The 23,527-nt window shown below is 67.3% G+C and carries 27 protein-coding genes and 1 tRNA gene; 18 read left to right on the forward strand and 10 right to left on the reverse strand.

All coding sequences use genetic code 11. The features are described 5' to 3' along the window. The 5 genes from WA965_RS20795 to WA965_RS20815 form a co-directional block, all read left to right on the forward strand. Positions 1 to 761, forward strand: a 761-nt coding sequence (locus WA965_RS20795) for an aminotransferase class III-fold pyridoxal phosphate-dependent enzyme (RefSeq protein WP_526448025.1), incomplete at its 5' end; no start/stop codon positions are given. After that, positions 758 to 1,639, forward strand: coding sequence for a tRNA glutamyl-Q(34) synthetase GluQRS (gene gluQRS / locus WA965_RS20800; protein WP_526299948.1), 882 nt, complete (start codon positions 758 to 760; stop codon positions 1,637 to 1,639). The genes WA965_RS20795 and gluQRS, both read left to right, overlap by 4 nt. A gap of 44 nt (positions 1,640 to 1,683) precedes the next feature. Continuing rightward, complete coding sequence (locus WA965_RS20805) at positions 1,684 to 3,153, forward strand: ABC transporter permease subunit (protein WP_526299946.1); 1,470 nt, start codon at positions 1,684 to 1,686, stop codon at positions 3,151 to 3,153. A gap of 14 nt (positions 3,154 to 3,167) precedes the next feature. Next, positions 3,168 to 3,923, forward strand: coding sequence for an amino acid ABC transporter ATP-binding protein (locus WA965_RS20810; protein ID WP_526300002.1), 756 nt, complete (start codon positions 3,168 to 3,170; stop codon positions 3,921 to 3,923). A 24-nt stretch (positions 3,924 to 3,947) separates the two neighbouring features. Then, the gene (locus tag WA965_RS20815; protein ID WP_526448026.1) at positions 3,948 to 5,312 is read left to right on the forward strand and encodes a flavin monoamine oxidase family protein; all 1,365 of its coding nucleotides are present in this window, start codon (positions 3,948 to 3,950) and stop codon (positions 5,310 to 5,312) included. An 11-nt stretch (positions 5,313 to 5,323) separates the two neighbouring features. Here WA965_RS20815 and WA965_RS20820 read toward each other — a convergent pair whose 3' ends face one another. Next, positions 5,324 to 6,082 carry an SDR family oxidoreductase gene (locus tag WA965_RS20820; protein WP_526299942.1) on the reverse strand — a complete coding sequence of 253 codons (759 nt, stop codon included), beginning with the start codon at positions 6,080 to 6,082 and terminating at the stop codon, positions 5,324 to 5,326. An 85-nt stretch (positions 6,083 to 6,167) separates the two neighbouring features. Here WA965_RS20820 and WA965_RS20825 point away from each other — a divergent pair, with 85 nt between their 5' ends. Next, positions 6,168 to 7,100 carry a LysR substrate-binding domain-containing protein gene (locus WA965_RS20825; protein ID WP_526299940.1) on the forward strand — a complete coding sequence of 311 codons (933 nt, stop codon included), beginning with the start codon at positions 6,168 to 6,170 and terminating at the stop codon, positions 7,098 to 7,100. On the opposite strand, the gene WA965_RS20830 is transcribed toward WA965_RS20825, so the two are convergent. Together WA965_RS20830 and tgt are read right to left on the reverse strand one after the other, a co-directional pair. Continuing rightward, positions 7,083 to 8,306 carry a cytochrome P450 gene (locus tag WA965_RS20830; RefSeq protein WP_526299938.1) on the reverse strand — a complete coding sequence of 408 codons (1,224 nt, stop codon included), beginning with the start codon at positions 8,304 to 8,306 and terminating at the stop codon, positions 7,083 to 7,085. The two genes, WA965_RS20825 and WA965_RS20830, sit on opposite strands and share 18 nt — an antisense overlap. A gap of 34 nt (positions 8,307 to 8,340) precedes the next feature. Beyond that, positions 8,341 to 9,585 carry a tRNA guanosine(34) transglycosylase Tgt gene (gene tgt / locus WA965_RS20835; protein ID WP_526299936.1) on the reverse strand — a complete coding sequence of 415 codons (1,245 nt, stop codon included), beginning with the start codon at positions 9,583 to 9,585 and terminating at the stop codon, positions 8,341 to 8,343. 17 nt (positions 9,586 to 9,602) lie between these two features. On the opposite strand from tgt, the gene WA965_RS20840 reads away from it, so the two are divergent. Continuing rightward, a complete protein-coding gene (locus WA965_RS20840; protein WP_526299934.1) occupies positions 9,603 to 10,061 on the forward strand; it encodes a lipoprotein LpqH in 459 nt (152 codons plus the stop codon). A gap of 120 nt (positions 10,062 to 10,181) precedes the next feature. Next, positions 10,182 to 10,646, forward strand: a complete 465-nt coding sequence (locus WA965_RS20845; protein WP_526299932.1) for a lipoprotein LpqH — start codon at positions 10,182 to 10,184, stop codon at positions 10,644 to 10,646. Positions 10,647 to 10,662: 16 nt separating this feature from the next. Here the strand turns inward: WA965_RS20845 and WA965_RS20850 are convergent, their stop codons facing one another. Beyond that, positions 10,663 to 11,010 carry a DUF732 domain-containing protein gene (locus tag WA965_RS20850; protein WP_526299930.1) on the reverse strand — a complete coding sequence of 116 codons (348 nt, stop codon included), beginning with the start codon at positions 11,008 to 11,010 and terminating at the stop codon, positions 10,663 to 10,665. Positions 11,011 to 11,124: 114 nt separating this feature from the next. Between WA965_RS20850 and WA965_RS20855 the strand changes: the two genes are divergently transcribed. After that, a complete protein-coding gene (locus WA965_RS20855) occupies positions 11,125 to 11,502 on the forward strand; it encodes a hypothetical protein (RefSeq protein ID WP_526299928.1) in 378 nt (125 codons plus the stop codon). Here WA965_RS20855 and WA965_RS20860 read toward each other — a convergent pair. Continuing rightward, entirely contained in the window at positions 11,493 to 12,512 is a 1,020-nt protein-coding gene (locus tag WA965_RS20860) for an NAD(P)H-dependent amine dehydrogenase family protein (RefSeq protein WP_526300000.1), read from the reverse strand. The two genes, WA965_RS20855 and WA965_RS20860, sit on opposite strands and share 10 nt — an antisense overlap. 72 nt (positions 12,513 to 12,584) lie before the next feature. Here WA965_RS20860 and WA965_RS20865 point away from each other — a divergent pair, with 72 nt between their 5' ends. Genes WA965_RS20865 through WA965_RS20880 form a run of 4 tightly spaced genes read left to right on the forward strand, consistent with a single transcriptional unit; the run spans position 12,585 to position 15,039 of the window. Further along, a complete protein-coding gene (locus WA965_RS20865; protein ID WP_526299926.1) occupies positions 12,585 to 13,502 on the forward strand; it encodes an NAD(P)H-dependent flavin oxidoreductase in 918 nt (305 codons plus the stop codon). A 30-nt stretch (positions 13,503 to 13,532) separates the two neighbouring features. Further along, complete coding sequence (locus tag WA965_RS20870) at positions 13,533 to 13,871, forward strand: hypothetical protein (protein ID WP_526299924.1); 339 nt, start codon at positions 13,533 to 13,535, stop codon at positions 13,869 to 13,871. Between the two features lie 9 nt (positions 13,872 to 13,880). Beyond that, positions 13,881 to 14,540 (forward strand): SGNH/GDSL hydrolase family protein, encoded by a 660-nt coding sequence (locus WA965_RS20875; protein WP_526299922.1) that lies wholly within the window; start codon positions 13,881 to 13,883, stop codon positions 14,538 to 14,540. A 16-nt stretch (positions 14,541 to 14,556) separates the two neighbouring features. Further along, positions 14,557 to 15,039 (forward strand): DUF309 domain-containing protein, encoded by a 483-nt coding sequence (locus tag WA965_RS20880; RefSeq protein WP_526299920.1) that lies wholly within the window; start codon positions 14,557 to 14,559, stop codon positions 15,037 to 15,039. On the opposite strand, the gene WA965_RS20885 is transcribed toward WA965_RS20880, so the two are convergent. Both WA965_RS20885 and WA965_RS20890 read right to left on the reverse strand, forming a co-directional pair. Continuing rightward, positions 15,026 to 15,784, reverse strand: coding sequence for a DeoR family transcriptional regulator (locus tag WA965_RS20885; protein WP_178360657.1), 759 nt, complete (start codon positions 15,782 to 15,784; stop codon positions 15,026 to 15,028). The genes WA965_RS20880 and WA965_RS20885 overlap by 14 nt on opposite strands. Before the next feature lie 21 nt (positions 15,785 to 15,805). After that, positions 15,806 to 17,800: a PTS mannitol transporter subunit IICBA gene (locus WA965_RS20890; protein WP_526299918.1), complete on the reverse strand. Its 1,995-nt coding sequence runs from the start codon at positions 17,798 to 17,800 to the stop codon at positions 15,806 to 15,808. Positions 17,801 to 17,989: 189 nt separating this feature from the next. Here WA965_RS20890 and WA965_RS20895 point away from each other — a divergent pair, with 189 nt between their 5' ends. From WA965_RS20895 to WA965_RS20910, 4 genes are all read left to right on the forward strand, one after another. Further along, on the forward strand, positions 17,990 to 19,075 hold the full coding sequence (locus tag WA965_RS20895) for a zinc-dependent dehydrogenase (protein ID WP_526299916.1): 1,086 nt from the start codon (positions 17,990 to 17,992) through the stop codon (positions 19,073 to 19,075). Positions 19,076 to 19,188: 113 nt separating this feature from the next. Continuing rightward, entirely contained in the window at positions 19,189 to 19,362 is a 174-nt protein-coding gene (locus WA965_RS20900; protein WP_526299914.1) for a CsbD family protein, read from the forward strand. A 143-nt stretch (positions 19,363 to 19,505) separates the two neighbouring features. Further along, on the forward strand, positions 19,506 to 20,141 hold the full coding sequence (locus tag WA965_RS20905; RefSeq protein ID WP_526299912.1) for a hypothetical protein: 636 nt from the start codon (positions 19,506 to 19,508) through the stop codon (positions 20,139 to 20,141). Positions 20,142 to 20,266: 125 nt separating this feature from the next. Then, entirely contained in the window at positions 20,267 to 21,604 is a 1,338-nt protein-coding gene (locus WA965_RS20910; protein ID WP_526299910.1) for a hypothetical protein, read from the forward strand. A 34-nt stretch (positions 21,605 to 21,638) separates the two neighbouring features. On the opposite strand, the gene WA965_RS20915 is transcribed toward WA965_RS20910, so the two are convergent. The 3 genes from WA965_RS20915 to WA965_RS20925 form a co-directional block, all read right to left on the reverse strand. Continuing rightward, positions 21,639 to 21,729, reverse strand: a tRNA-Ser gene (locus WA965_RS20915). A gap of 127 nt (positions 21,730 to 21,856) precedes the next feature. Then, on the reverse strand, positions 21,857 to 22,306 hold the full coding sequence (locus WA965_RS20920; RefSeq protein ID WP_526299908.1) for a nucleoside deaminase: 450 nt from the start codon (positions 22,304 to 22,306) through the stop codon (positions 21,857 to 21,859). Continuing rightward, complete coding sequence (locus tag WA965_RS20925; RefSeq protein WP_526299906.1) at positions 22,303 to 22,827, reverse strand: tRNA adenosine deaminase-associated protein; 525 nt, start codon at positions 22,825 to 22,827, stop codon at positions 22,303 to 22,305. The genes WA965_RS20920 and WA965_RS20925 overlap by 4 nt, the downstream gene beginning before the upstream one ends. Here WA965_RS20925 and WA965_RS20930 point away from each other — a divergent pair. Further along, positions 22,826 to 23,527, forward strand: a 702-nt coding sequence (locus WA965_RS20930; protein WP_526448027.1) for a prephenate dehydrogenase, incomplete at its 3' end; no start/stop codon positions are given. The two genes, WA965_RS20925 and WA965_RS20930, sit on opposite strands and share 2 nt — an antisense overlap.

The following is a 23,527-nucleotide window of genomic DNA, read 5'->3' on the forward strand; positions in this document are numbered from 1 at the left end:
GCTACCGGGTGCCGGCCGCAGAACTGGCAGCCCGATTCGCCGCCGACGTCGCCGCCGCCGCGGACGACCTCGTCGCGGCCGGGTTCGGTGTCAGCGCCCTGGTCCTGGACACGATCTTCTCCTCCGACGGCGTGTATGCGACACCGGATGTGCTCGGCCCGGCCGTCGACGTGGTGCGGGCACGCGGCGGGGTGTTCCTGGCCGACGAGGTACAGCCCGGTTTCGCCCGGACCGGTGCGGGCATGTGGGGCTTCACCAGGCACGGCGTGGTCCCCGACCTCGTCACGATGGGAAAGCCGATAGGCAACGGGATGCCGGTCGCGGCGATGGCGGGCCGCTCCGAGGTGATCGCGCCCTTCGCGACCGGCGTGCCGTACTTCAACACCTTCGCCGGCAACGCGGTGTCGATGGCCGCGGCCAACGCGGTGCTCGACGTCATCGACGACGACGGACTGCTCGACAACGCCCGCGACATCGGGGCGGCGTTGCGCACCGAACTGTCCCGCATCGACGATCCGCGGCTCGGCGATGTGCGCGGAACCGGCCTCTACATCGGCGTCGAGATCGTCGGCGACCCGCAGTCCAAGACTCCCGACCGCGCGATGGCCCGTCGTCTGGTCAACGCGCTGCGGGAGCGGCGGGTGCTGATCTCGGTGTGCGGCAGCGAGGGCCACGTGCTCAAGATCCGGCCGCCGCTGGTGTTCTCGGCCACCGACGTCGACTGGTTCTGCTCGGCCTTCACCGACGCCCTGGCGCAGTGACGAGTGCCGGGGCGGGCAGGTTCGCGCCGAGCCCGTCGGCCGATCTGCACATCGGAAACCTGCGCACCGCGGTGCTGGCCTGGCTGTTCGCCCGGTCCACAGGGCGGCGGTTCCTGATGCGCGTCGAGGATCTCGACGACCGCACCCACGCCGACATCGCCGACCGGCAACTCGCAGACCTCGCCGCGCTGGGCCTGTCCTGGGACGGGCCGGCCGACCGGCAGACCGCACATGAGCAGCGTTACGACACCGTCGTCGAGACTCTGAACACGCGCGGACTGCTGTACGAATGTTATTGCACCCGAAAGGATATCGCCGCCGCACCCCGCGCCCCGCACGCTCCGGAAGGGGCGTATCCCGGCACCTGCCGCGATCTCGCCAATGATCAGCGGGAAGCGCGGCGGCAGGAGACACAACGTCCCCCCGCGCTGCGGCTACGCACCGACACGGTCGAATGCACCGTGCACGACGTGCTCCACGGTGCCTACACCGGCCTGGTGGACGACTTCGTGATCCGCCGCGGCGACGGGGTGCCGGCATACAACCTGGCCGTGGTCGTCGACGACGCCGCGTCCGGGGTCGATCAAGTGGTACGCGGGGACGATCTGCTGCCCTCCTCGCCGCGCCAGGCGTACCTGGCACGGCTGCTCGGCCATCCGGAGCCGGAATACGCTCATGTGCCGCTGGTGCTCAACTCCGCCGGGACGCGGCTGGCCAAGCGCGACGGCGCGGTCACGCTGGCCGAGATCGGCGTGCCGCGGGCGCTGCGTCAGATCGCCGACTCGCTGGGATACGCGGCGGCCACCGTCGACGGCATGCTCGCCGAATTCGATCCGCAGCGATTACCGGGCGTTGCGTGGGTATACCGCCCCGGATGAGCAGAACCCTTGGGCCGCGGCCCCCCGGTTGTTACCGTCCGCCGATGGGTTATCCACGACGAGGCCTCCTTGCTGTGGTCGCGCTGCTCGCCGTGTTGCTGACGGCATGTGGGTCGGCGGCGAACAATGTCGACGACCCGGTGCAGTCCGCCGGCGTGCTGCGGGTGGGCACCGAAGGGGTCTACGCACCGTTCAGCTATCACGACCCGGCGACCGGCCAGCTCACCGGCTACGACGTCGACGTGGCCCGCGCGGTCGCCGAGAAGCTCGGGGTGAACGTCGAGTTCGTCGAGACGCCGTGGGACTCGATCTTCGCCGCGCTGGAAGCCAACCGCTTCGACGTGGTGGCCAACCAGGTGACCATCACCCCGGAACGCCAACAGCTCTACGACCTCTCCGACCCGTACGCCATCGGCGAGGGAGTGATCGTCACCCGCGCCGACGACGACTCGATCACCTCGCTGGACGACCTGCGAGGCCGGACCGCCGCGCAGAGCACCACCAGCAACTGGGCCCAGGTGGCCCGCGACGCCGGCGCCCGGGTGGAAGCGGTCGAAGGGCTCACCCAGGCGATGGCGCTGCTGAGCCAGGGGCGGGTCGACGTCGTGGTCAACGACAGCCTCTCGATCTACGCCTACCTCGCCGAGACCAACGACACCGCCGTGAAGATCGCCGCGACCACCGGGGAGAGGAGCGAGCAGGGTTTCGCCGCGCGCAAGGACAGCGGCATGCTGCCCGAACTGAACCGGGCCATCGAGGAACTCAAGGCTGACGGGACCCTGGGCGAGATCTCGCAGAAGTACCTGAGAGCCAACGCCTCCGGCGGTCAGGACGCACCGCCGACGCAGCCGCGATCGACGATGCAGTTGGTCCTCGACAACCTGTGGCCACTGGCCAGGGCCGCGCTGACGATGACGATCCCGCTGACGATCATCAGCTTCATCGTCGGGCTGGTGATCGCGTTGGCGGTGGCGCTGGCGCGGCTGTCGCCGAACGTGGTGCTGACGAACCTCGCGCGCTTCTACATCTCGATCATCCGCGGCACCCCGCTGCTGGTGCAGTTGTTCATCGTGTTCTTCGCGCTACCGGAGTTCGGCGTGCGGATCGACCCGTTCCCCGCGGCGGTGATCGCGTTCTCACTCAACGTCGGCGGATACGCCGCCGAGATCATCCGCTCGGCCATCCAGAGCATCCCGAAGGGGCAGTGGGAGGCGGCCGAGACGATCGGCCTCAACTATGCGGGGGCGCTGCGACGCATCATCCTCCCGCAGGCCTCCCGGGTGGCGGTGCCACCGCTGTCCAACACCCTGATCTCACTGGTCAAAGACACCTCGCTGGCGTCGACCATCCTGGTCACCGAACTGCTGCGGCAGGCGCAGATCATCGCCGCTCCGACGTTCGAGTTCTTCGCGCTGTACGGCACAGCCGCGGTGTACTACTGGGTGATCTGCCTGGTGCTGTCGTTCAGCCAGGGCCGCATCGAACGTCGTCTGGAAAGGTATGTCGCCAAATGACAGTCGAGAATGTCATGTCGGAGAACATCGTCGTCGCCGACGGCGTGCGTAAGGCGTTCGGGGACAACGAGGTCCTCAAGGATGTCTCGTTCACGGTTCCGCGCGGCACGGCCACGGCGATCATCGGACCGTCGGGTTCGGGCAAGACGACGCTTCTGCGGGCACTGAACGCGCTCGACGTTCCCGACGCGGGTGTGGTCCAGATCGGGGACGTCACGATCGATTTCGCGAAGCCGGTGAGCAAGGATGAACTGCGCCGCTACCGGGCACAGAGCGGCTTCGTGTTCCAGTCCCACAACCTGTTCCCGCACAAGACGGTGCTGCAGAACGTCACCGAGGGCCCCCTCGTGGCGCAGAAGCGGCCCCGCGACGAGGTGGAGGCCGAGGCCGACGAACTGCTCGGCAAGGTGGGTTTGGCGGACAAACGCGACCAGTACCCGTTCCAGCTCTCCGGCGGTCAGCAGCAGCGGGTCGGCATCGCGCGGGCGCTGGCACTGCGTCCCAAGGTGGTGCTGTTCGACGAGCCGACCTCGGCGCTGGACCCCGAACTCGTCGGGGAGGTGCTCGCCGTGATCAGGGATCTTGCGGTCGAGGGCTGGACCCTGGTCGTCGTCACCCACGAGATCCAGTTCGCCAAACAGGTTTCCGACCAGGTGCTGTTCACGGATCAGGGGGTGATCCTCGAGCAGGGCCCGCCCGCAGCGGTGATCGGCGACCCCAAGGAGGAGCGCACCCGGCAGTTCCTGCAGCGGATCCTCAACCCGCTGTAGGTCCGGCGTGAGAAGGTGTCCCGCATGGCACTCCATGAGGCGGACGTCATCGTCGTCGGCGCCGGGATCTCCGGGCTCATCGCGGCCCGCACTCTGCTCGGCGCGGGCCTGACACCGTTGATCCTGGAGGCCGACGAACGCGTCGGCGGCCGCATCCTCACCGAAGAGGTGCTGCCCGGTCTGCCGGTCGAACTCGGTGCCCAGTGGATCGGCGACACCCACCACCGGATGTTCGCCCTGGCCGCCGAACTCGGTGTCGAGACCTATCCGCAGTACGACCACGGTGAGACCTCCTACGATCTGGTCGGATCGGGGGTGCTGCGGGAGAGCGAGTTCCATACGCAATTCGGCGACGAGCTCGCCGAACTGGAGAAGGTGTTGCGCCGCCTCGACGAACTGGCCGCCGAGGTTCCCGTCGACGCTCCGTGGCTGGCCCCCAGAGCCGCCGAGTGGGACATCATGACTGCCGCGGATTGGTATGACCGGCAGGGACTTTCACCGGTGGCCCGCACGCTGTTGGAGATCTGCACCGTCGGGATCCTGGCGGTGCCCACCGTCGAGGTGTCGTTCCTGCACCTGCTGTTCACGATCCAGACCTGCGGCGTCACCTCCGAACTGTTCGCCGAATCGGAGGGTGGCGCTCAGACCACGCGGTTCGTCGGCGGCACCGCGGAGATTCCGAAGAGACTCGCCGCACTCGTCGCCGACCGGATCGTGCTCGACAGCCCGGTTCAGCTGATCGAGCACACCGCAGACAGTGTCACCGTGCACTGCCGTGGCGGACTGGTGGCCCGCGGTCGAAGGGTCATCGTCGCGATCTCGCCGACGCTGGCCGGACGCATCATGTACGACCCTCCGCTGTCCGGGGAGCGTGATCAGCTCACGCAGCGACTTCCCAACGGCTCGGCGATGAAGGCGTTTTTTGTCTACGACGAACCGTTCTGGCGCGCAGACGGACTCAACGGACAGCTCATCTCGGACATCGGGCCGGCCCGAATGTCCAACGACACGTGCATCCCCGGCGACGACCACGGCGTGATCCTGCTGTTCCTCGAGGGCGAGCAGGCCCGCGTCTACGGCCGACTGCCCGTCGATGAGAGACAGGCGGCGTTGACCGCCGAGTTGGTTCGCCACTTCGAAAGCCGGGCAGCAGATCCCGAGTTCTACGTCGACGGTGAATGGTCCGATCGACAGTGGACACGCGGATGCTACAACGCCAACCACGGCCCGCACGTGTGGACCACGTACGGTCACGCGTTGTCGGCACCGATCGGTGCGATCCACTGGGCCTCGACCGACACCGCCACGTTCTGGAGTGCCTATATGGAGGGCGCCGTCGAGGCGGGTGAGCGGGCGGCACACGCCGTCATCGACGACCTGGCGCGCTGACCGGCATCCGCTCAGTGCGGATCGGCCGCGTTCAGCGTCGCCACCACCGTGTCGTAGTCGCCGCGGGCTTCCCCGTAGCGAAGGAACTTCACCCTCTCGACCTGGATCTCGGTGGCGTCCGGCTGGGTTTCGAGAAGGCCCATCACCTCGGAGACGAAGTCGTCCAGGGGCATCGCGAAGTCGCTGTCCCGTTGTCCGGGAATGAGATCCGTCGCCACGGAGGGAGGAACCAGTTCCATGAAGGCGACGTTGGTGTCGGCCAGTTGGAGGCGCACGGATTCGGTGAGCATGTGGATCGCGGCCTTGGACGCGTTGTAGCTCGGCGTGGCTTTCAGCGGCGCGAACGCCAGGCCCGAGGACACGGTGACGAAGGTGGCCGACGGCCGACTCTGCAGATGCTCGATGAAGGCGGCGATGAGCCGGATCGGACCCAGGACGTTGGTGGTGACGACGGATTCGGCGGAGGCCAGGAAGTCGTCGGGGCGGTGCCAGTCCTCGACCTTCATGATGCCGGACATCGCGATGACGACGTCGAGGTCCGGGTATTTGGAGAGGACCTCGTCGGCTGCGCGCGCGATGCTCGCCGGGTCGGTGGTGTCGATCTGCACCGTGCCGAAGTCGGGATGCTCGGCCGCGATCTGGTCGAGCAGTTCACGGCGCCGCCCGCCGAGGATGACGTTGTTGCCCTTGGCTTTCAGTTCGGTCGCCAGCGCGAGTCCGATCCCGCTGGTCGACCCTGGAATGAAGATGGTGTTGCCGGAGATCTTCACGATCGGGTCCTTTCGGTAGTGGGGTCCTTACCCCACGTTGCCGGAAGGGTCGCCATCTGTCTCATGCATTTCTATGATTCGAACTATGCAACTCACGCATGTACTGCGCGCGGACCTCAACCTCGTCCCCGCGCTCGCCGCGCTCTTGGAGGAGCGGCACGTGTCGCGAGCGTCTGTCCGCCTCGGCTTGAGCCAGCCGGCGACGAGCCGCGCACTGCAGCGGCTGCGGTCGCTGCTGGGGGACCCGCTGCTGATTCGCGACCCCGACGGTTACCGCCTGACTCCCCGCGCGGAGGCGCTGCGTGCTCAACTCGAGGAGGTTCTGCCCGCACTCGAGGCGCTGGTGGGCCCTGAGTCGTTCGATCCCGCGTCTGCGACGCTGCCGATTCAACTCGTCGGCACCGATTTCGCCGCGACCACCTACGGGCCGGCGATATGTCACCGACTCCTTCACGAATCACCCTGTGCAACAGTGCGTTTTCACAGCTGGCGCTACGACACCATGGCCGAGCAGATCCGCCACGGCAACGTCGATATCGGCCTATACGGCGGCTATGCGCCCGACGACCTGTCGGCCACCGAGGTGACCAGGGAGCGGTTCGTGTGTGTGGTCGGCGCCGAGCACCCGTCGGCCGGCGTCTCGGAGTTCACCCTCACCGAGTACGCACAGTTGCGCCATCTCGTCGTCGACGTCGCCGAAGGTGTGCAGCCCGACATCGACTACCGGCTGCGCACATTGGGAGCCGACCGGGCCGCCACGGTCACAGTGCCCTATCACGGCGCGGTACCGCTGATGATCACCGGAACCGACCTCGTGGCCACCATCCCCGCCAGTCTGGCCAACTCCTGGCCGGGCGTGCACCCGGTGCGCATCGTGGCGGCCCCGGCGGAGGTCAGGTACATGCCCTACCGGATGGTCTGGCACCGGGCCTACGACGACGACGGCAGGCACCGGTGGTTGCGCTCGACCGTCCGCGCGGCTGTCACTGAATACGCTGTCTCACAAGGTGATGAGTAGTTCCGACATACCGCGCAGCGTCACGTTCTGTTTGTAGGCAGGCTCTCCGGCCAATTCCGCCTCCGGGAACCGCGCCGTCAACGCGGTCAATGCGGCAGTGGCCTCCAGTCGGGCCAGCGGCGCACCGATGCAGAAGTGCGGCCCCTTGCCGAAACCGAGGTGGCGGATCGTCTCGCGGTCCGGATCGAATCGGTCCGGATGCTCGAAGGCCGCCGGGTCGCGGTGCGCCGCGGCGAGAAGCACCAGCATGTTGTCGCCCTTCGGAATCGGCACCCCGCCGATGGTCATGTCCTCGGCGGCGATCCGGCCCATCAGCTGCACCGGCGGGTCGTAGCGCAACGTCTCCTCGATCACCGCCGCCACTCTCGTCGGATCGGCCGCCAGCGCCGCCCACTGTGGGGGGTCGCGCAGCAGAGCCAGGATCGCGTTGGCGATCAGGTTGACGGTCGTCTCGTGCCCGGCGATCAACAACAAGTTGCACGTCGCTACGATCTCGTCCTCGGTGAGCTGATCACCGGACTCCTCGACTGCGACCAGACCCGACATCAGATCGTCACCGGGGTCGCGGCGCCGCCGGCCGATCAACTCGCGCAGGTAGTCGCGCAGCCACATCGCGGCCTGCATGCGCTCCTCGAATCCACCGCCGGCCGAACCCGTCACGCTGACAAAGGGATCCAGCGACTGCGCCAGCAGACCCGAGGCGGCGCTGAACTCGGGCTCGTCCTCCAGCGGAACTCCGAGAAGGCGGCAGATCACCGCGACCGGCAACGGATACGCCAGCCCGGAGATCGCGTCGAACGGTCCGCCGTCACCGGTCTCGGCGAGCAACGCGTCGACCAGCCTGGTGATCTCGGGCTCGAGCGCCTTGACCACCTTGGGGACGAACGCCTTGCTCACCAACCTGCGCAGCCGGGTGTGGTCGGGCGGATCGAGGAACAGGAACCCGGGGGGTCCCACCGGACGAGCTTCGGCCCCGTCGGCGATCATCCGCTGCACGACTGTGGACTTCAGCCGATCGCTGGCCGAAGACGGATGCCGCAGCACCTCGTCGCAGTCGGCGAACGAGGAGAACACCACCAGGTTGTTGTCGGGCACCTGCAACGGGCCCTGTTCGAGGATGCGGCCGTACAGCGGGTACGGGTCGGCCCGGTGGGCCGGGTCGAGCATCTGCAGCAGCAGCGATTGCGGTTCTGCGGCGGTCGTCATGGTCTTATTGTGCACACGTCTAAGAAGCTGCTGGTCAGACCGGCTTCGAGTAGTACCGACCTAATACGTGCTCGCGCAGTTCGTCGAACCGACCCGTGCTGATCGAGTCGCGGATGTCGTCGACGAGCCGCACGATGAAGCGCTCGTTGTGGATCGTGCACAACGTCGACGCCAGGATCTCCTTGGCCTTGAACAGGTGATGCAGATACGCCCGGGTGTAGTGGGCGCAGGTGTAACAGTCGCACTCGGCGTCGATCGGTTCGAAGTCGCGTCGGAACCGCGCGGTGTTGATGTTGTACCGCCCGGTGGTCGAATACACCGCCGCGTTGCGCGCGACGCGCGACGGCGACACACAGTCGAACGTGTCGGCGCCCGACTCGACTGCGGCGAACAGGTCGTCGGGTTCGCTGATGCCCAACAGATGGCGTGGTTTGTCGACGGGCAACTCGCTGCTGACCCAGGCGACGATGGTCGCGAGGTTCTGTTTCTCCAGCGCTCCCCCGATGCCGTACCCGTCGAACCCCCGACCGTTCTCGTCGACGATCGACACCAGGCCACGGGTGGCCCGCCGGCGCAGATCCTCGTACTGCGCGCCCTGCACGACTCCGAACAGCGCCTGGGGCGGCTTGTCGGCGCGCTCGATCGACAACCGCCGATGCTCGGCAAGGCAGCGCACCGCCCAGTCGTGGGTGCGTTGCACCGAAGCCTCTTGATAGCCGCGGGTGTTCACCAGTGTGGTCAGCTCGTCGAACGCGAAGATGATGTCGGCCCCGAGCTGATGCTGGATCCCGATCGACACCTCGGGGGTGAACCGGTGGGTCGAGCCGTCCAGGTGCGAACGGAACGTCACGCCGTCGTCGTCGACGTGGGCGAGCCGCTCCTTTCCCTCGGCGATGATGTCGTCGGTCTGCACCCGGGTGGCATCCATCGACAGCACCTTCTTGAACCCGACGCCCAGCGACATCACCTGGAAGCCGCCGCTGTCGGTGAAGGTGGGCCCCGACCAGTTCATGAACGCGCCCAGGCCGCCGGCTTCGTCGACGATGTCAGGGCCCGGCTGCAGGTAGAGGTGGTATGCGTTGGCCAGCACCGCCTGCGCACCGAGCTCGGCCATCGTCTCGGGAAGCACCGCCTTGACGGTGGCCTGGGTGCCGACGGCGATGAAGGCCGGCGTCGCAATGTCACCGTGCGGGGTGCTGATCACCCCGGTCCGACCGAGGCGACCCGGCAGTTCGGCTTCCACGCGAAAGAACGGATCACTGAACAACGGGTCGCCCACGTCGTAGATTCTGCACTGTGACCACACGATGGGCCCTCGCCGCCGGCGCTGTCGCGGCCACCCTTGCCGCCGCGGGGTGCTCGTCTTCGCCACCGTCGGACTACCAGCCGCCGCCGGGCGAGCTCATTGCGGGGACCGCTCAGGTGTCGGTCAACGGTCAGGACCTCGGGACCACCGACTCGGTGCAGTGCAGTGAGGCAGGCCCGCTGACCACGATCACCACCGGAGACGCGAACAACCCCGAAGCCAGCGGGATCTCCGCACTGGTGGCCAGCGAGGACGTACTCGTGGTCAAGCAGGTCGGCATCACCGATCTCGGTGGATTCACCGGCAGCTTCAACGCCGGACTGGGCGGAGAGGCGACGGTCACCATGACCGGGCGCACCTACGAGATCGACGGGACGGCAGAGGGCTTCGAGACCGCCAACCCGAGCTTCCGCACGTCAGGGACTTTCAAGATCAAAGTAGCCTGCTGACCTGTTTCACCTGCACCGATTGATTTCGACAATCATCGTGCCCTCCCGTGGAGTGCCGACCATACTGCTCTGGATGGTTCGCCGCTCTCGACGAACCACACAACACAAAGGAGAACCGTCGTGAACCGTGGAATCGTGGTCGCCGTGGGCGGCGCAGCGATCGTCATCGCCGGTCTGTCGGGCTGTTCGTCGAGCGATGAGGGGTCCAGCACATCGGGAGAAACCTCGTCGGCCGCCGCGGCCGAAGGCACGAGCACGGTGACGATCGACGGGCAGGACCAAGAGGTCGCCGGCACCGTCGTCTGCTCGGACATGGGCGGCAACACCAACATCGCGATCGGTGACGCCACCACCGGGATCGGCGTCGTCGTCAGCACCGGGGACGATCCCGTCGTCCAGTCCGTCGGCCTCGGCAACGTCAACGGTGTGACGCTCGGCTACCAGAGCGGCGCCGGCCAAGGCGAAGCCACCGCCGAGAAGGACGGCAGCACCTACAAGATCTCCGGAACCGCAACGGGTGTGGACATGGCCAACCCGATGCAACCGGTGAACAAGCCGTTCGAGATCGAGGTGAGCTGCCCGTAGGTCTGGCCGGGGCCGGCTACCCGAACGGTGTGTAGCCGGCGGCCGACTGCCGCAGTTGCCAGATCTGCGCAGGGCAGAGTTCGTTGACGGCCTGATTGATCAGGTAGCCGCCCTGGTAGTAATCGGTGGTGCGGAAGTCGGCCTTCACCTGGTCGACCAGTTCGGCATAGCCCATCTTCGCAGCCACCCGGTCGCAGATCGTCTGTCCGTAGCCGATCGCGGCCTCGGCGTTGGGAAAGTTGTAGCCGGGACGGACGTGCACGTTGACCAGATAGGCGACGGTGTCGGCGTTCGCGGTGGGCGCCGCGACCAGCACACCCGCCGACAGCAAACCCATGGACAACACCCCTACCAGCGACTTCATGAAATTAGACGATACGCCTCGGGACTGCGACACGGAGCAAATGCTCGATCATGCGTCGGTCAATGCGGGCAAACGGCGCTCACGACAGGGGGCCGGCAACCTACGCTATGGCCCATGAAGCTGATTGCTGTCGCTGCACTCGCCGGTGGTGTTCTCGCCGCGCCCCTGATCGGTGTCGGAACCGGCACGGCGGTGGCGTCACCGACCACGTGCGACGGCGCCGACTGCGTGCCGTATGTGGACTTCGAGGCGCAGGCGGGCGGCGCCTGCAATCAGGCACCCCGCTACAACTTCGGCACGGACGCCGCCGGCAACACCCTGGCCTGCAACTCGAAAGGGCAGTGGGTGTCCCACGCGCCGTTGATCGGGGTGCGCACGCTGCGGTCGCCGTGCACCGAGACCTCCAGCGCGGCGCAGAGTCCCGACGGTCACCCGCTCAAGTGCGACGGCGGCGCGTGGAGCAACGATTTCTGGGTGATGTACTACGGCTGACGGAAGGCGCCCTGGTTGTAGACCAGCGGTAGCGACGCGGTCGTCGCGAAGCCCGGCGGGGCCTCGCAGATCGCGGGCACTGCATTGAGCACCTGCATCGCGGTGGCCACGCTCGCCGAGCGGACGTGTTCGGTCATGGACGCGGCGCGGGTGAAACTCGCCAGCGAGAAGAAGTGGGTGCGCATCGACGGGTCGCCCTCGATCGTCAACGTCCACCCGTGCTGCGGGGTGGGCCAGTGCTCCGGGTATTCGCCGCCGACCGTCCACAGTGTCTCGATCTCGACCAGCGGCTGCCCATCCCGAAGACCGGTCCAGTTCCATCGCTGACCCGCGGTTGTCCCCGCCCGCAGCAGATGGTCGAAGATCTGGTGATCGTCTTGCGCGGCAACAGCTTCGACGGTGGCGGTCACCTCGTCGAGGTCGGCTCCGAGTGAGTCGCCGAGGAACCAGACCTGCTCGACGAAGATCGAGCTGTTGAAGGCGAGGAACTCGGTCGCCGTCGGGCTGATCTGATCGACCTGCCGACCGAAGCCCATGTTGTCGAACGTGATCGCGGTGCTCTCGTACACCGACCAGTCGGCGCGCTCCTGCAGCGTGATCCTGTCGATGGTGCGACTCATCCCGGACAGCGCCAACGGCAGCACGCCCGACAGGTTCCCCGGGTTGATACCGCTGCCGTGCACCGAGGTGCCGCCCGTCTCGCATGCCGCGAGCACCCGGTCGCGATCGGCGGCGGCCATCCGCTGCGGGTGGAACATGAACGCCGTGGTGGCCACGTTCTTGCCGCCGGCCAGCAGCGCGCACACGTCGTCGACCCGGGCGGTGCGCGGGGTGTACAGAACGCAGTCGGCCTCCAGCGCCAGGATCTCGTCGACGTCGGTGGTGGCACACACCCCGATCGGGTCGCGGCCGACCAGCGTCCCGATGTCACGGCCGTTCTTGTCCTCGGAGTACACCCTGGCACCGACGAGCGCCAGGTCCTCCCGGTGATCCAGGATGGTGGTGACCATTTCGGTTCCGACAGCGCCTGTCCCCCACTGGATCACCCGGTACACGCACCGGACCGTAGCAGGATGGTCTGCGTGACCAACCGCATTCAAGCACTCCTCGGTGTCGAGTTCCCGATTGTTCAGGCCCCCATGACCTACATCGCCCGCGCCGAACTGGCGGCGGCGGTATCCGAAGGCGGCGGTCTCGGCATGATCGAGACGCTCACCGAGGCCGGCCGGGCGGATCTGCTGAGGGTGCGCGATCTCACCGACCGGCCGGTCGCGGCGAACCTGATGATCCAGGGGTGGAAACGCGACCCGTCGATCGTCGACGTCCTGGCCGCCGCGGGGGTGCGCCACGTGTTCACCTCCGCGGGTGACCCGGCGCTGTTCACCTCACGGCTGCACGACGCCGGTATGGCAGTGGTGCATGTCGTCGGGTCGCTCAAGGGTGCGCTGAAGGCGGCCGACGCGGGGGTCGACGCGCTGGTGGTCGAAGGGGTCGAGGGCGGTGGATTCAAGTCGGCGCTGGGCGCCTCGACCATGGTGCTGTTACCGCTGGTCGCCGAGCGCGTCGGGCTGCCGATCATCTGCGCCGGCGGGATGTGCGACGCCCGCTCAGGCGCTGCCGCGGTGGTGCTGGGCGCCGAGGGTGTGCAGATGGGCACCCGGATGCTCGCCAGCACGGAGGCCGCGGTGCACGCCAACTTCAAGGACGCGATCGTCGCGGCCGACGACGCGGGCACGGTCCTGCTCGATGTTCCCGGCAATCCGACCATGCGGGTCCTGCGGACCGGGCTGGCCGCGCGCATCCGCGAGCACGATCCCGGGGCACAACTGCTCGGCCGGATCACCGACCTGTACTTCGCGGGCGACCTGGAGGCCAGCGTCGCCAACACCGGTCAGGTGTCCTCACGGATCACCGACCTGCAGCCCGTCGCCGACATCGTGCGCAACACGTGGTGCGACATCGAGGCGGTTCTCGACGGCGCGCGGGCACGGCTCGGTTGACCGTCTGCACAATGGGGCACACTCGACGACATGGATGGTGACAGGGACGACGCAGGCCCGGACAACACTCTGGGGCCCAGTGAATCACTCGACTCCGACGAGGTCCGCAACGACGACGGCGACATCGTCGTCGACCCGCCCGAGGAGTGGATCGAGCCCGAGGATGACGAGACCCTCGACGAAAAGCTGGCCGCCGAGGTTCCCGACGTCCTCGAGCCGGGTGGTTCCGACGAGCGCCCGACCCGCCGCACCGCCGGGCAGATCGACGGGACACCCGAGGACGGTGACTCCTTCTTCACCGTCGTCGACGAGGACGAGAAGGAGCGGGTGCCGGGTGACGACGCGGCCGACGCGATCATCGAGGACTAGCGTCTGAGCATGGCCGTGAAAAGGATTCTCTGCTTTGGTGATTCGCTGACCTGGGGCTGGGTTCCGGTCACTGACGGGATGCCCACCGACCGGTACCCGCGCGAACAGCGCTGGACGGGTGTGCTCGAGGAGACGCTCGGCGGCGGCTACCAGGTGATCGAGGAGGGTTTGTCCGCGCGCACCACCAACATCGACGACCCGACCGACCCACGGTTGAACGGATCGACGTACCTTCCGTCGGCGCTGGCCAGCCATCTGCCGCTGGATCTGGTGGTCCTGATGCTCGGCACCAACGACACCAAGGCGTACTTCCACCGCACCCCGCTGGACATCGCGCTGGGAATGTCGGTGCTGGTCACCCAGGTGCTCACCAGCGCCGGCGGGGTGGGCACCGGCTACCCTGCGCCCCAGGTGTTGGTGGTCTCGCCGCCACCGCTGCCGCCGATGCCGCACCCGTGGTTCCAGCTGATATTCGAAGGCAGCCAGGAGAAGTCAGCCCGGCTCGCCGAGGTGTACGGCGCGATGGCCTCGTTCGTGAAGGTGCCGTTCTTCGACGCCGGTTCGGCGATCTCGACAGACGGCGTGGACGGTCTGCACTTCACCGAACAGAACAACCGCGACCTCGGTGTGGCCCTGAGCGAACAGGTCACCCGTCTGCTGGGGTCGTAGTGGCCACGGAGGGTTGATGGCCGAACGCGATCGCGACGAATCCGGCCGGCCACGCAACACCCGACCGCGGGACGCGTTGGGCCGACCGCTTCCGCCGGGCAGCGAGGGCGTTCCGCGGATCCCCGACGATCTCGAACTGCCTCCGGCCCGATCGCTGACCTACGCCCAGGATCTGCTGGACCGCGGCCTGGCGTTCAACGCCCACGAGGTGCTCGAGGCCGCGTGGAAGAACGGCCCGGCTGACGAGAGACCGCTGTGGCAGGGCCTGGCGCAGCTCGCGGTCGGCATCACCCACGTCCAGCGCGGCAACCTCGACGGTGCTTCCGTGCTGTTGCGCCGCGGTTCCTCCAATTTGGGCACGGTGGCGCACCGGTCGCCGCATCGCGTCGACGTCGACGGTCTCCTCGCCTGGGCCGCCGCACTCGTGGACGATCTCGCCGCCGGCGCCGACATCACACCGTCCCGCCTGCGCCCTGAACTGACCGTCAGGCCCGGATGACGACCGGGCCCAACGCCTCGTACCGACGGGCTTCGGCGACACCGAGTTCCGAGCCTGTCACGATCGACTCGAAGTCGGCCACCTTCGCGAATCGGCAGAAACTGCTCTCCCCGAACTTCGAGTGCGCCGCCACCAGGATCGGCCGCCGCGCCACCCGTACGGCGGTGCTCTTCACCGCGGCCACCGCCGGGTCGGGTGTCGTCAGACCGTGCTCGAGCGATATCCCGTTCGTGCCGAGAAACGCCACGTCGATCACCAGACCGCTGAGCATGTCCACCGCCCAGTGATCCACTGTCGCAAGCGTTCTGCCCCGCATCCGGCCACCGAGCAGCAGCACCGTCACCGTGCGACTGTGGGCCAGCGTCTCCGCGGCCAGCAGCGATGACGTCACCACCGTCAGGTCCCGCTCAGAGAGTCGCTCGGCGATCAGTCGTGGCGTGAAGCCCTCGTCCAGATACACCGTCTCGGCTCCGTGCAGCAGTTCCATTGCCGCGGAGGCCATCCGGTGCTTCTGGGCGAGGTCCACCTGACTTCGGTATTCCACACCCGATTCGAAGGCCGCCGTCTCCATGGGCACCGCGCCGCCGTGCACCCGCTTGAGCAGACGGCGGCCGGCCAGCACCTTGAGATCGCGTCGGATCGTCTCGCTCGCGACATCCAACTCCTCGGCCAGCGCCCCCACCTCGACCCGCCCGCGGGTACGGGCGAACTCGACGATCCGGCTCTGACGAGTGTCGGAATCCACCGACGTCACGGTACGTGTCGTCTACTTGTCGCCACCGGTGAGAATGGTCCTGATCTCGTCGGCGGTCTGCGCCTCCCGCAGCCGCGCGACATCCTCGGACTTGAGGAACACCTGAGCGATCTGGGTCAGCAGCGCCATGTGATCCTTGCCCGCACCGGCGATCCCGACGACGAACTCGGCCGGCTTGCCGTTCCAGTCGATCGGCTCGGAGTAGCGCACGAAGGACAGCCCGGTTCGGCGGATGGTGTCCTTGGCCTCGTTGGTGCCGTGCGGAATCGCCAACCCGTTACCCATATAGGTGGAGATCGACCGTTCCCGCTCGTGCATGGCGTCGACGTAGGCCGCCTCCACCGCTCCGGCGGCCACCAGCAACTGGCCGGCCTCGCTGATCGCATCGGCAGTGGTGCGCGCTGACCCGTTCAGCACGATCGACTCCAGCGCCAACACCTCGGCACCGCCTGCGGAGTCCTCGGCGACCGGTTCCTCGACCGGCGCGTCCTGCGTGGCACCTCCGCCTTGGCTCTGCTGCAACTGCTCGACGATCTCGTCGTACCGCGGACTGCTCATGAAGTCCTCGACGGAGACATGGGCGGCCGACGGCGTCTTCTGACGGGCCCGATCGGTCAGATCGCGGTGCGAGACCACCAGGTCGTAGGTGTCGGTCAGGTTGGAGATCGCCGAGTTGGTGACCTTGATGTCGCCGAAGCCGGCCTTCTGAACCTTCCTGCGCAACACCGACGCTCCCATCGCCGACGATCCCATTCCGGCATCGCAGGCGAACACGATCGTGGAGATCGGTCGCGTCAGGGTCGCGGTCCCGCCCCCTGTCAACGCCGAGGCCACACTGGACTTCTTGCCCTTCATCGCCTCCATGTCGGCGGTGGCGGCAGCAAGATCCGGATCGTCGGTGGCGCGGTCGGTCTTCAGGAGCAAGCCGGCGACCAGGAACGAGACCGCCGCCGCGCCGAACACCGACAGCGTCACGCCCAGGAAGCTGCCGCTGGCCGTCTGTGCGTAGACCGCGATGATCGAGCCCGGAGCGGCAGGTGCCCGCAACCCGGATCCGAACAGCACGTTGATGAAGACGCCGGTCATGCCGCCCAGGATGGTCGCGATGATCAGCTTGGGCTTCATCAGCACGTACGGGAAGTAGATCTCGTGGATGCCGCCGAAGAACTGGATGATCGCCGCGCCGGGCGCCGATGCCCGGGCGATGCCGCGACCGAAGAACGTGTACGCCAACAGCAGTCCGAGGCCGGGGCCCGGGTTGGCCTCCAGCAGGAACAGGATCGACTTCCCCGTCTCGAGCGCCTGGGTGGTGCCCAGCGGTGTCAGCACGCCGTGGTTGATCGCGTTGTTGAGGAACAGCACCTTGGCCGGCTCGATGAGGATCGAGGTCAACGGCAACAGGTTGTTCTCGACCAGGAAGTCGACCGCGTTGCCGGCCACCCGGGTGAACGACGACACGATGGGCCCGATGCCGAAGAAGCCGAAGATCGCCAGGAACATCCCGAGGATGCCGGCGGAGAAGTTGTCGACCAGCATCTCGAAGCCGGGCCGGATCTTGCCGTCCCACAGCGCGTCGAGCTTCTTCATCGCCCAACCGCCCAGCGGCCCCATGATCATGGCGCCCATGAACATCGGGACGTCGGCGCCCGTGACGACGCCGATGGTGGCGATCGCGCCGACCACCGCGCCGCGGTTGCCGTGGATCATCCGGCCGCCGGTGTAGCCGATCAGGATCGGCAGCAGGTAGGTGATCATGGGTCCGACGATTCCGGCGCCGTCGTAGGCCCCCCAGCCGCCGAGCTTGGCGACCCAGCCGTCGGGATCTCTCAACCCGGCGAAGATCGCCTGTAGCCAGCCCTGCTCGATGAACAGCGCGGTGATCAGGCCCCAAGCGATGAACGCGCCGATGTTGGGCATGACCATGTTCGACAGCGCGGTGCCGAGTTTCTGCACGCGCACGCGCATTCCGGTCGGCGCCGGCGCGTCCTGGACAGCTGCTCCTGACATTCGAGTCCTCCGATTCTGTATCGGCTGGTGATGCCGATCACATACGCCCAGTACACCGCACAAACGGGCACAAATGCAAGCATTCGGTCAAAAATGGTCAGATATTTTGGTGGTTTTATGCCCGGTTGAGCGATAGAGTGCTGAAGAGCACATCAGTCGATACGTCGTTGACTCGAGAGGAATCCCCACATGAAGGCATTGCGGTTCTACGCACCCGAGGATGTCCGGCTCGAAGACGTTCCTGAGCCGACGTGCGCCCCCGACGAGGTCAAACTGCGGGTCCGCAACTGTTCGACGTGCGGCACCGACGTGAAGATCTTCTACAACGGCCACCAGAACCTGACCCCGCCCCGCACCATCGGACACGAGATCGCCGGCGAGATCTCCGAGGTGGGCGCCGACGTCAACTCGACGTACGGCAGCAACTGGCAGGTGGGCGACCGGGTCCAGGTGATCGCCGCCGTGCCCTGCGGCGAATGCTATGAATGCAAGAAGGGCTGGATGGCGGTGTGCCAGAACCAGACGTCGATGGGATATCAGTACGACGGTGGCTTCGCCGAATACATGATCGTGCCGCGCCAGGTGCTCAAAGTTGATGGCCTGAACCGGATTCCGGACAACGTCGGCTTCGACGAGGCCTCAGCCGCCGAGCCCTTCGCGTGCGCGATCAATGCCCAGGAGTTACTCGGCATCGAAGAGGGCGACACCGTGGTGGTGTTCGGCGCAGGCCCCATCGGCTGCATGCACATCCGGATCGCGCGAGGCGTCCATCGGTGCGGACCCGTCTACCTGGTCGACGTCAACCAGGCCCGCCTCCAGATGTCGGCCGACGCGGTAGCGCCCGAGGAGATCATCAACGGCGCCGAGGTCGACGTGGTCGAGAAGGTGATGGAGTTGACCGGTGGCCGCGGCGCCGACGTCGTCATCACCGCCACCGCCGCCAACGTCGCTCAGGAACAGGCCATCGCGATGGCGGCCCGAAACGGTCGTATTTCGTTCTTCGGGGGCCTACCCAAGACCGACCCAACCATCACCTGCGACTCGAACGTCGTGCACTACCGCCAGTTGCACATCCACGGCGCCAACGGATCCGCGCCCGAACACAACAAGCGCGCGCTGGAGTACATCTCCACCGGCCAGGTGCCGGTCAAGGACCTGATCACTCGTCACATCCCGCTCGATGACGTGCTCGAGGCGTTCCAGATCGTCAAGAAGGGCGAGGCCATCAAGGTGACCGTGGAGCCGGCACCCGCCGAGGTGGCGGCAGGCGTGTAGCCCGGCAAGTGTGACGTCCCACCCGAATGGGTTTCAGAAGACGATCCCCGAGGTAACCGTCGCGCATGGCTCGACTCCGAGCCGCAACCCACGCCAACTGAAGGGTGTGCACCATGGGCGCTGACGACAAGGCAAGCAACAAGATCGATGACCTCGGCGGCAAGGCCAAAGAGGGCTTCGGCAAGGTGACCGGCAACAAGGACACCGAGAACGAAGGCAAGCTCGACCAGGCGAAATCCAGCATCAAGGATGCCGGCGAGAAGGTCAAGGACGCGTTCAAGAAGTAGAACGCCCACGGCATTCGGTCAGCCCGTCACTCCAGTCGGAGTGGCGGGCTGACTGCTGTCAGCGGTGTCGGGTGAATCTCGGTCGGGTTGAGATGTGATGTCGCCCGGCGACGTGGTGGGCAGGCGCTGCCATCATCGGACGCGTGACCGCCAGAACAGCGACGCAGAGCGACAGCGGGCTTGCCGCCCGGATGGCAGCGATCGCATCACTCGGCGCGGCGGTCATCCACTTCGCCGTCGTGCCGACGCATTGGCAGGAATGGCTCCCCGCGGGACTGTTCTTTGTGTCGGTCGCGCTGTTTCAACTGATCTGGGCGCTGTGGGTGCTAGTGCGGGCGAGTTCGTCGGTGCTGGCCGTCGGAGTCATGGTCAATGTCGGGACCATCATCATCTGGGCGCTGTCCCGGACCGCCGGTGCGCCGTTCGGTCCGCGGGCAGGGACAGCCGAACTGGTACACGGTGCCGACCTCTGCGCTCTTCTGCTGGAGATCTACGTCGTGATGGGCGCGGGCTGGGTGTGGTACCGCGGACACCAGCGGAATCTGATACCCGCGTTTGCGAACGCGATCATCCTCGCCGGCGCTGGGGCGGTCATCGCAGCCGCGTCGACGGTGGGAGTGGCCTCGGGCCTGCAGCATGACCACCATGACCATCCGGCGCCGCCCGCCGCAGAACCGCTCGGCACGCCGGTCTCCCCGATCGAAGCCCCGGCGCCTACCGAAGCGCCCGCACTGGAGCCGTCACACGACGCTCACGGGGACCATCACCACGGCGAGTGACTGTTGCAGCAACTGATCGACTTCTTAGCCAGATCTGCACCCGGCGGGATAAACTCTCCCCGGCCGGCGACTGAAGAAGAGAATCCGCAGAATCGATCCGGCCTCGGGGATACGGGGGCATCACCATGGGCCGACACAGTGCGTCGTATATCGCTGCACAGCAAGCACTCTCGACTGTTGAGCCGTCGTCGCGCCGAAGCTCGACGTACATCGGCCGCGTCGGACTGCTGGCGGTGGCCCTGGGGATCGGAGCCGCGGTCGCCGGCGGCACCGCGGTTGCCGGTGCTGACACACCATCCAGCAATGCCGGTGACGATCGTGCTTCGCAGTCACCGACCGGCGGGGACACCGCCACGGATTCGAGTACCGCCCGGTCGCCGAAAAGGCAGATCACCGGGTCCACACGGCAGGACACGCGAGACCAGACGTCCGACGAAGCAGACGGCGACACCGGCAGCGACACCGATCGGCGCTCCCGGGCCGACGACGGTCCCGCGTCAGCGCCGCCTTCCTCGCTCGAGGGCGTCACGAAGTCCGAGGACGACGCACCCGGCGAAGAGCAGTCACTCGCCACCGAGAACAGGTCGAGCCGAAAAGGTGGCTCCGCGGCCGCGCCGGAGACGGTGGCGCTCGATGTGCTGCCGCAGCCTCGCCGCGAAATCCAGGACACCTCGGCTGTATCGACTGTCGAACCGTCAGCGCCTGTAGCTCCGTCGCCCGCCGACCAGGTCACGACCGAGTACGGCGACATCGGCAAATGGATGCTGGAGTGGACCGGCAACATCGCCGACTACGGCGGGTTGCCCTACGAAGGCAGGACGGTGCTCGAGCCGATCAACGTCATCTTCGTCGACCCGACGTCGAAGAGTGCCCTGGGGGCGGCGTGGAAACTCAACGCCGCCATGCGCCGTGCCGGGTTCCCACCCCGCCTCTTCCACAGCACCGGTTTCCGCGGGCTCATCGACGATCGTCGCTACCAGCAGCAGCCGCGGGGCCTGCTCGTCGGCTACTCGGACGACTTCTTCCTGGTGGACAACAACCACGGCCGGATCTTCGGACCGGACCCGGTCGAGACCAGCAGCGGCTACGTCTGGAGCGGTGCGTTCAGCACCGAGGAACTCGTCTGGACCGGCTTGCTGCCCCGGCACGGTTACGTGTCGTCGAACATGGCCAGAGACGCCCTGGCCGCAGATCTGATCTCGAGTGGCCGGGCCCGGCTGGGCGGCACGGTTGCACTGGCCAACGCCTACAACACCGACACCACCACCACCGGCGACCACGACGGTTATGCCGTGGTGGTGATCCTCAACCAGCTCAACCTGTTCGGCGTCCCGATCAACGCTGCGATGCCGGCCGTCGGCGCAGCGACGGACAGCCGGATGTGTACGGCAGAGGGGCCGGCCACCTCGGCAAGCTCGCCCTGCGCCATGATCACCGTCGCGGCCGGTACCGGCTCCAGATAGCGGAAAGCCCCGACCGGAGCCGGGGCGATCTGCGTGGCGGTGGCGGAGGGATTTGAACCCTCGGACGGGGGTTACCCGTCACACGCTTTCGAGGCGTGCTCCTTAGGCCGCTCGGACACGCCACCGTGGGGCAGCTTACCGACGAGCGGCTGTCTGCCCAAACCGCCTCCTGTCAGCCACACGAAAGTGAACTGGTGGTCGCTGAAACCACCCAAAACACAGCCGTGGGTTCACACTCGGCGAAAGGAACGCTCAGCGCTGGCGGGCGAAGAACTCCTCCAGCAGGCCTGCGCATTCGTCGGCGAGCACTCCACCGCGGACCTGCGGCCGATGTGTCAGCCGCCGGTCGCGGACCACGTCCCACAGCGAGCCGACCGCGCCCGTCTTCGGCTCCCACGCGCCGAACACCACCCGCGCGACCCGCGCCATCACCAGCGCACCCGCGCACATCGTGCAGGGCTCCACAGTCACCGCGAGCGTGGCACCTTCCAGCCGCCAGCCGTCACCCATGACCAGCGCGGCCGCTCGCAGCGCCAGGATCTCCGCGTGCGCGGTGGGGTCACCGAGTTCCTCGCGGGCGTTGGCGGCGCGGGCCAGTTCGGTCCCGTCGGCAGCGATGACGACCGCGCCGATCGGCACGTCCCGGGCCCCCGCACCGCGAGCGGCGGCCAACGCGGCCCGGATCAGGTCGTCGTCGGTCACCGATCCAGTCGCTCGAGCACCGCGGCGAGCTCGTCGGCGAAGCCCATCTCCCTGGCGATCCGGCCCAACTGCTCGTCGGCGTAGAGGTCGTCGCTCTCGTCGAGGATGACGCCCAGCACCGCCTCGGGCAGCCCGATGTCGGACAGCAGCCCGCAGTCCCCCTCCTCGAACGGGTCGGCACGTTCGAGATCCTCGTCCTCGATGTCCGCATCGAGCTTCTCGAGCACCTCGGCGGCGATGTCGTAGTCCAGCGCCGCCGTGGCGTCCGACAGCAGCAGCTTGGTGCCCGACGGAGCAGGACGCACGATGACGAAGAACTCGTCGTCGATGTCCAGAAGGCCGAAAACCGCTCCGGCACTGCGCAGTTCACGTAGCTCATTCTCCGCGGCGGTCAAGCTGGTCAGGGCTGCGGCACGCATCGCGGTGCACCGCCACTTCCCGTCCTCCCGGACGACGGCCACACCGAAGCCATCCGGCACATCCACTGCCCTCTTCTGCGGCTGTGCACTCTGCGCTCCCATGCCACGTACGGTAGTCCCCCGTCAGGGCCATGACCAGCGAGTCCGCACCTCCTGGCGTCGCACGGGCGCGCCGATGTGCCAACCTTGGAGCGTGACGAAGACACCGGTGTGTGTGGTCGGTCTGGGACTGATCGGCGGCTCGGTCATGCGGGCTGCCACGGCGGCCGGCCGCGAGGTGTTCGGCTACAACCGATCGGTGGACGGGGTCGACGCGGCGCGGTTCGACGGTTTCGACGCCACGGGCCACCTCGACGAGGCGCTGTCGCGGGCGGCGGCCACCGGAGCGCTGATCGTCCTGGCAGTGCCCGTGCCCGCGCTACCGCAGATGCTGGGACACATCCGTGAGGTCGCACCGGACTGCCCCCTGACCGACGTCACCAGCGTCAAGGGTGCCGTGCGCGACGCGGTGCGCGCCGCCGGACTCCTGGAACGATTTGTCGGCGGGCATCCGATGGCAGGCACCGCGTATTCGGGGTGGACCGCCGGCACCGCCGACCTGTTCGTCGGCGCACCGTGGGTGATCAGTGTCGACGATCACGTCGATGCGGCGGTGTGGACGCAGGTGATGCACCTGGCGCTGGACTGCCGGGCCGTCGTCGTCCCGGCCCGCTCCGACGAGCACGACGCCGCCGCCGCGACCATCTCGCATCTGCCACACCTGCTGGCCGAGGCGCTCGCCGCCACGGCCAGCAGGTGTGGC

The sequence above is a fragment of the Mycobacterium sp. genome (genome assembly GCF_049683935.1).
In the GTDB taxonomy this organism is placed as follows: Bacteria; Actinomycetota; Actinomycetes; order Mycobacteriales; family Mycobacteriaceae; genus Mycobacterium.

Coding starts and splice junctions, on each gene's coding strand:
- WA965_RS20805 (WP_526299946.1), top strand. CDS start 1,684: ATGGGTTATCCACGACGAGGCCTCCTTGCTGTGGTCGCGCTGCTCGCC.
- WA965_RS20810 (WP_526300002.1), top strand. CDS start 3,168: ATGTCGGAGAACATCGTCGTCGCCGACGGCGTGCGTAAGGCGTTCGGG.
- WA965_RS20815 (WP_526448026.1), top strand. CDS start 3,948: ATGGCACTCCATGAGGCGGACGTCATCGTCGTCGGCGCCGGGATCTCC.
- WA965_RS20825 (WP_526299940.1), top strand. CDS start 6,168: ATGCAACTCACGCATGTACTGCGCGCGGACCTCAACCTCGTCCCCGCG.
- WA965_RS20830 (WP_526299938.1), bottom strand. CDS start 8,306: ATGACGACCGCCGCAGAACCGCAATCGCTGCTGCTGCAGATGCTCGAC.
- WA965_RS20850 (WP_526299930.1), bottom strand. CDS start 11,010: ATGAAGTCGCTGGTAGGGGTGTTGTCCATGGGTTTGCTGTCGGCGGGT.
- WA965_RS20855 (WP_526299928.1), top strand. CDS start 11,125: ATGAAGCTGATTGCTGTCGCTGCACTCGCCGGTGGTGTTCTCGCCGCG.
- WA965_RS20860 (WP_526300000.1), bottom strand. CDS start 12,512: ATGGTCACCACCATCCTGGATCACCGGGAGGACCTGGCGCTCGTCGGT.
- WA965_RS20870 (WP_526299924.1), top strand. CDS start 13,533: ATGGATGGTGACAGGGACGACGCAGGCCCGGACAACACTCTGGGGCCC.
- WA965_RS20875 (WP_526299922.1), top strand. CDS start 13,881: ATGGCCGTGAAAAGGATTCTCTGCTTTGGTGATTCGCTGACCTGGGGC.
- WA965_RS20880 (WP_526299920.1), top strand. CDS start 14,557: ATGGCCGAACGCGATCGCGACGAATCCGGCCGGCCACGCAACACCCGA.
- WA965_RS20890 (WP_526299918.1), bottom strand. CDS start 17,800: ATGTCAGGAGCAGCTGTCCAGGACGCGCCGGCGCCGACCGGAATGCGC.
- WA965_RS20895 (WP_526299916.1), top strand. CDS start 17,990: ATGAAGGCATTGCGGTTCTACGCACCCGAGGATGTCCGGCTCGAAGAC.
- WA965_RS20900 (WP_526299914.1), top strand. CDS start 19,189: ATGGGCGCTGACGACAAGGCAAGCAACAAGATCGATGACCTCGGCGGC.
- WA965_RS20910 (WP_526299910.1), top strand. CDS start 20,267: ATGGGCCGACACAGTGCGTCGTATATCGCTGCACAGCAAGCACTCTCG.
- WA965_RS20925 (WP_526299906.1), bottom strand. CDS start 22,827: ATGGGAGCGCAGAGTGCACAGCCGCAGAAGAGGGCAGTGGATGTGCCG.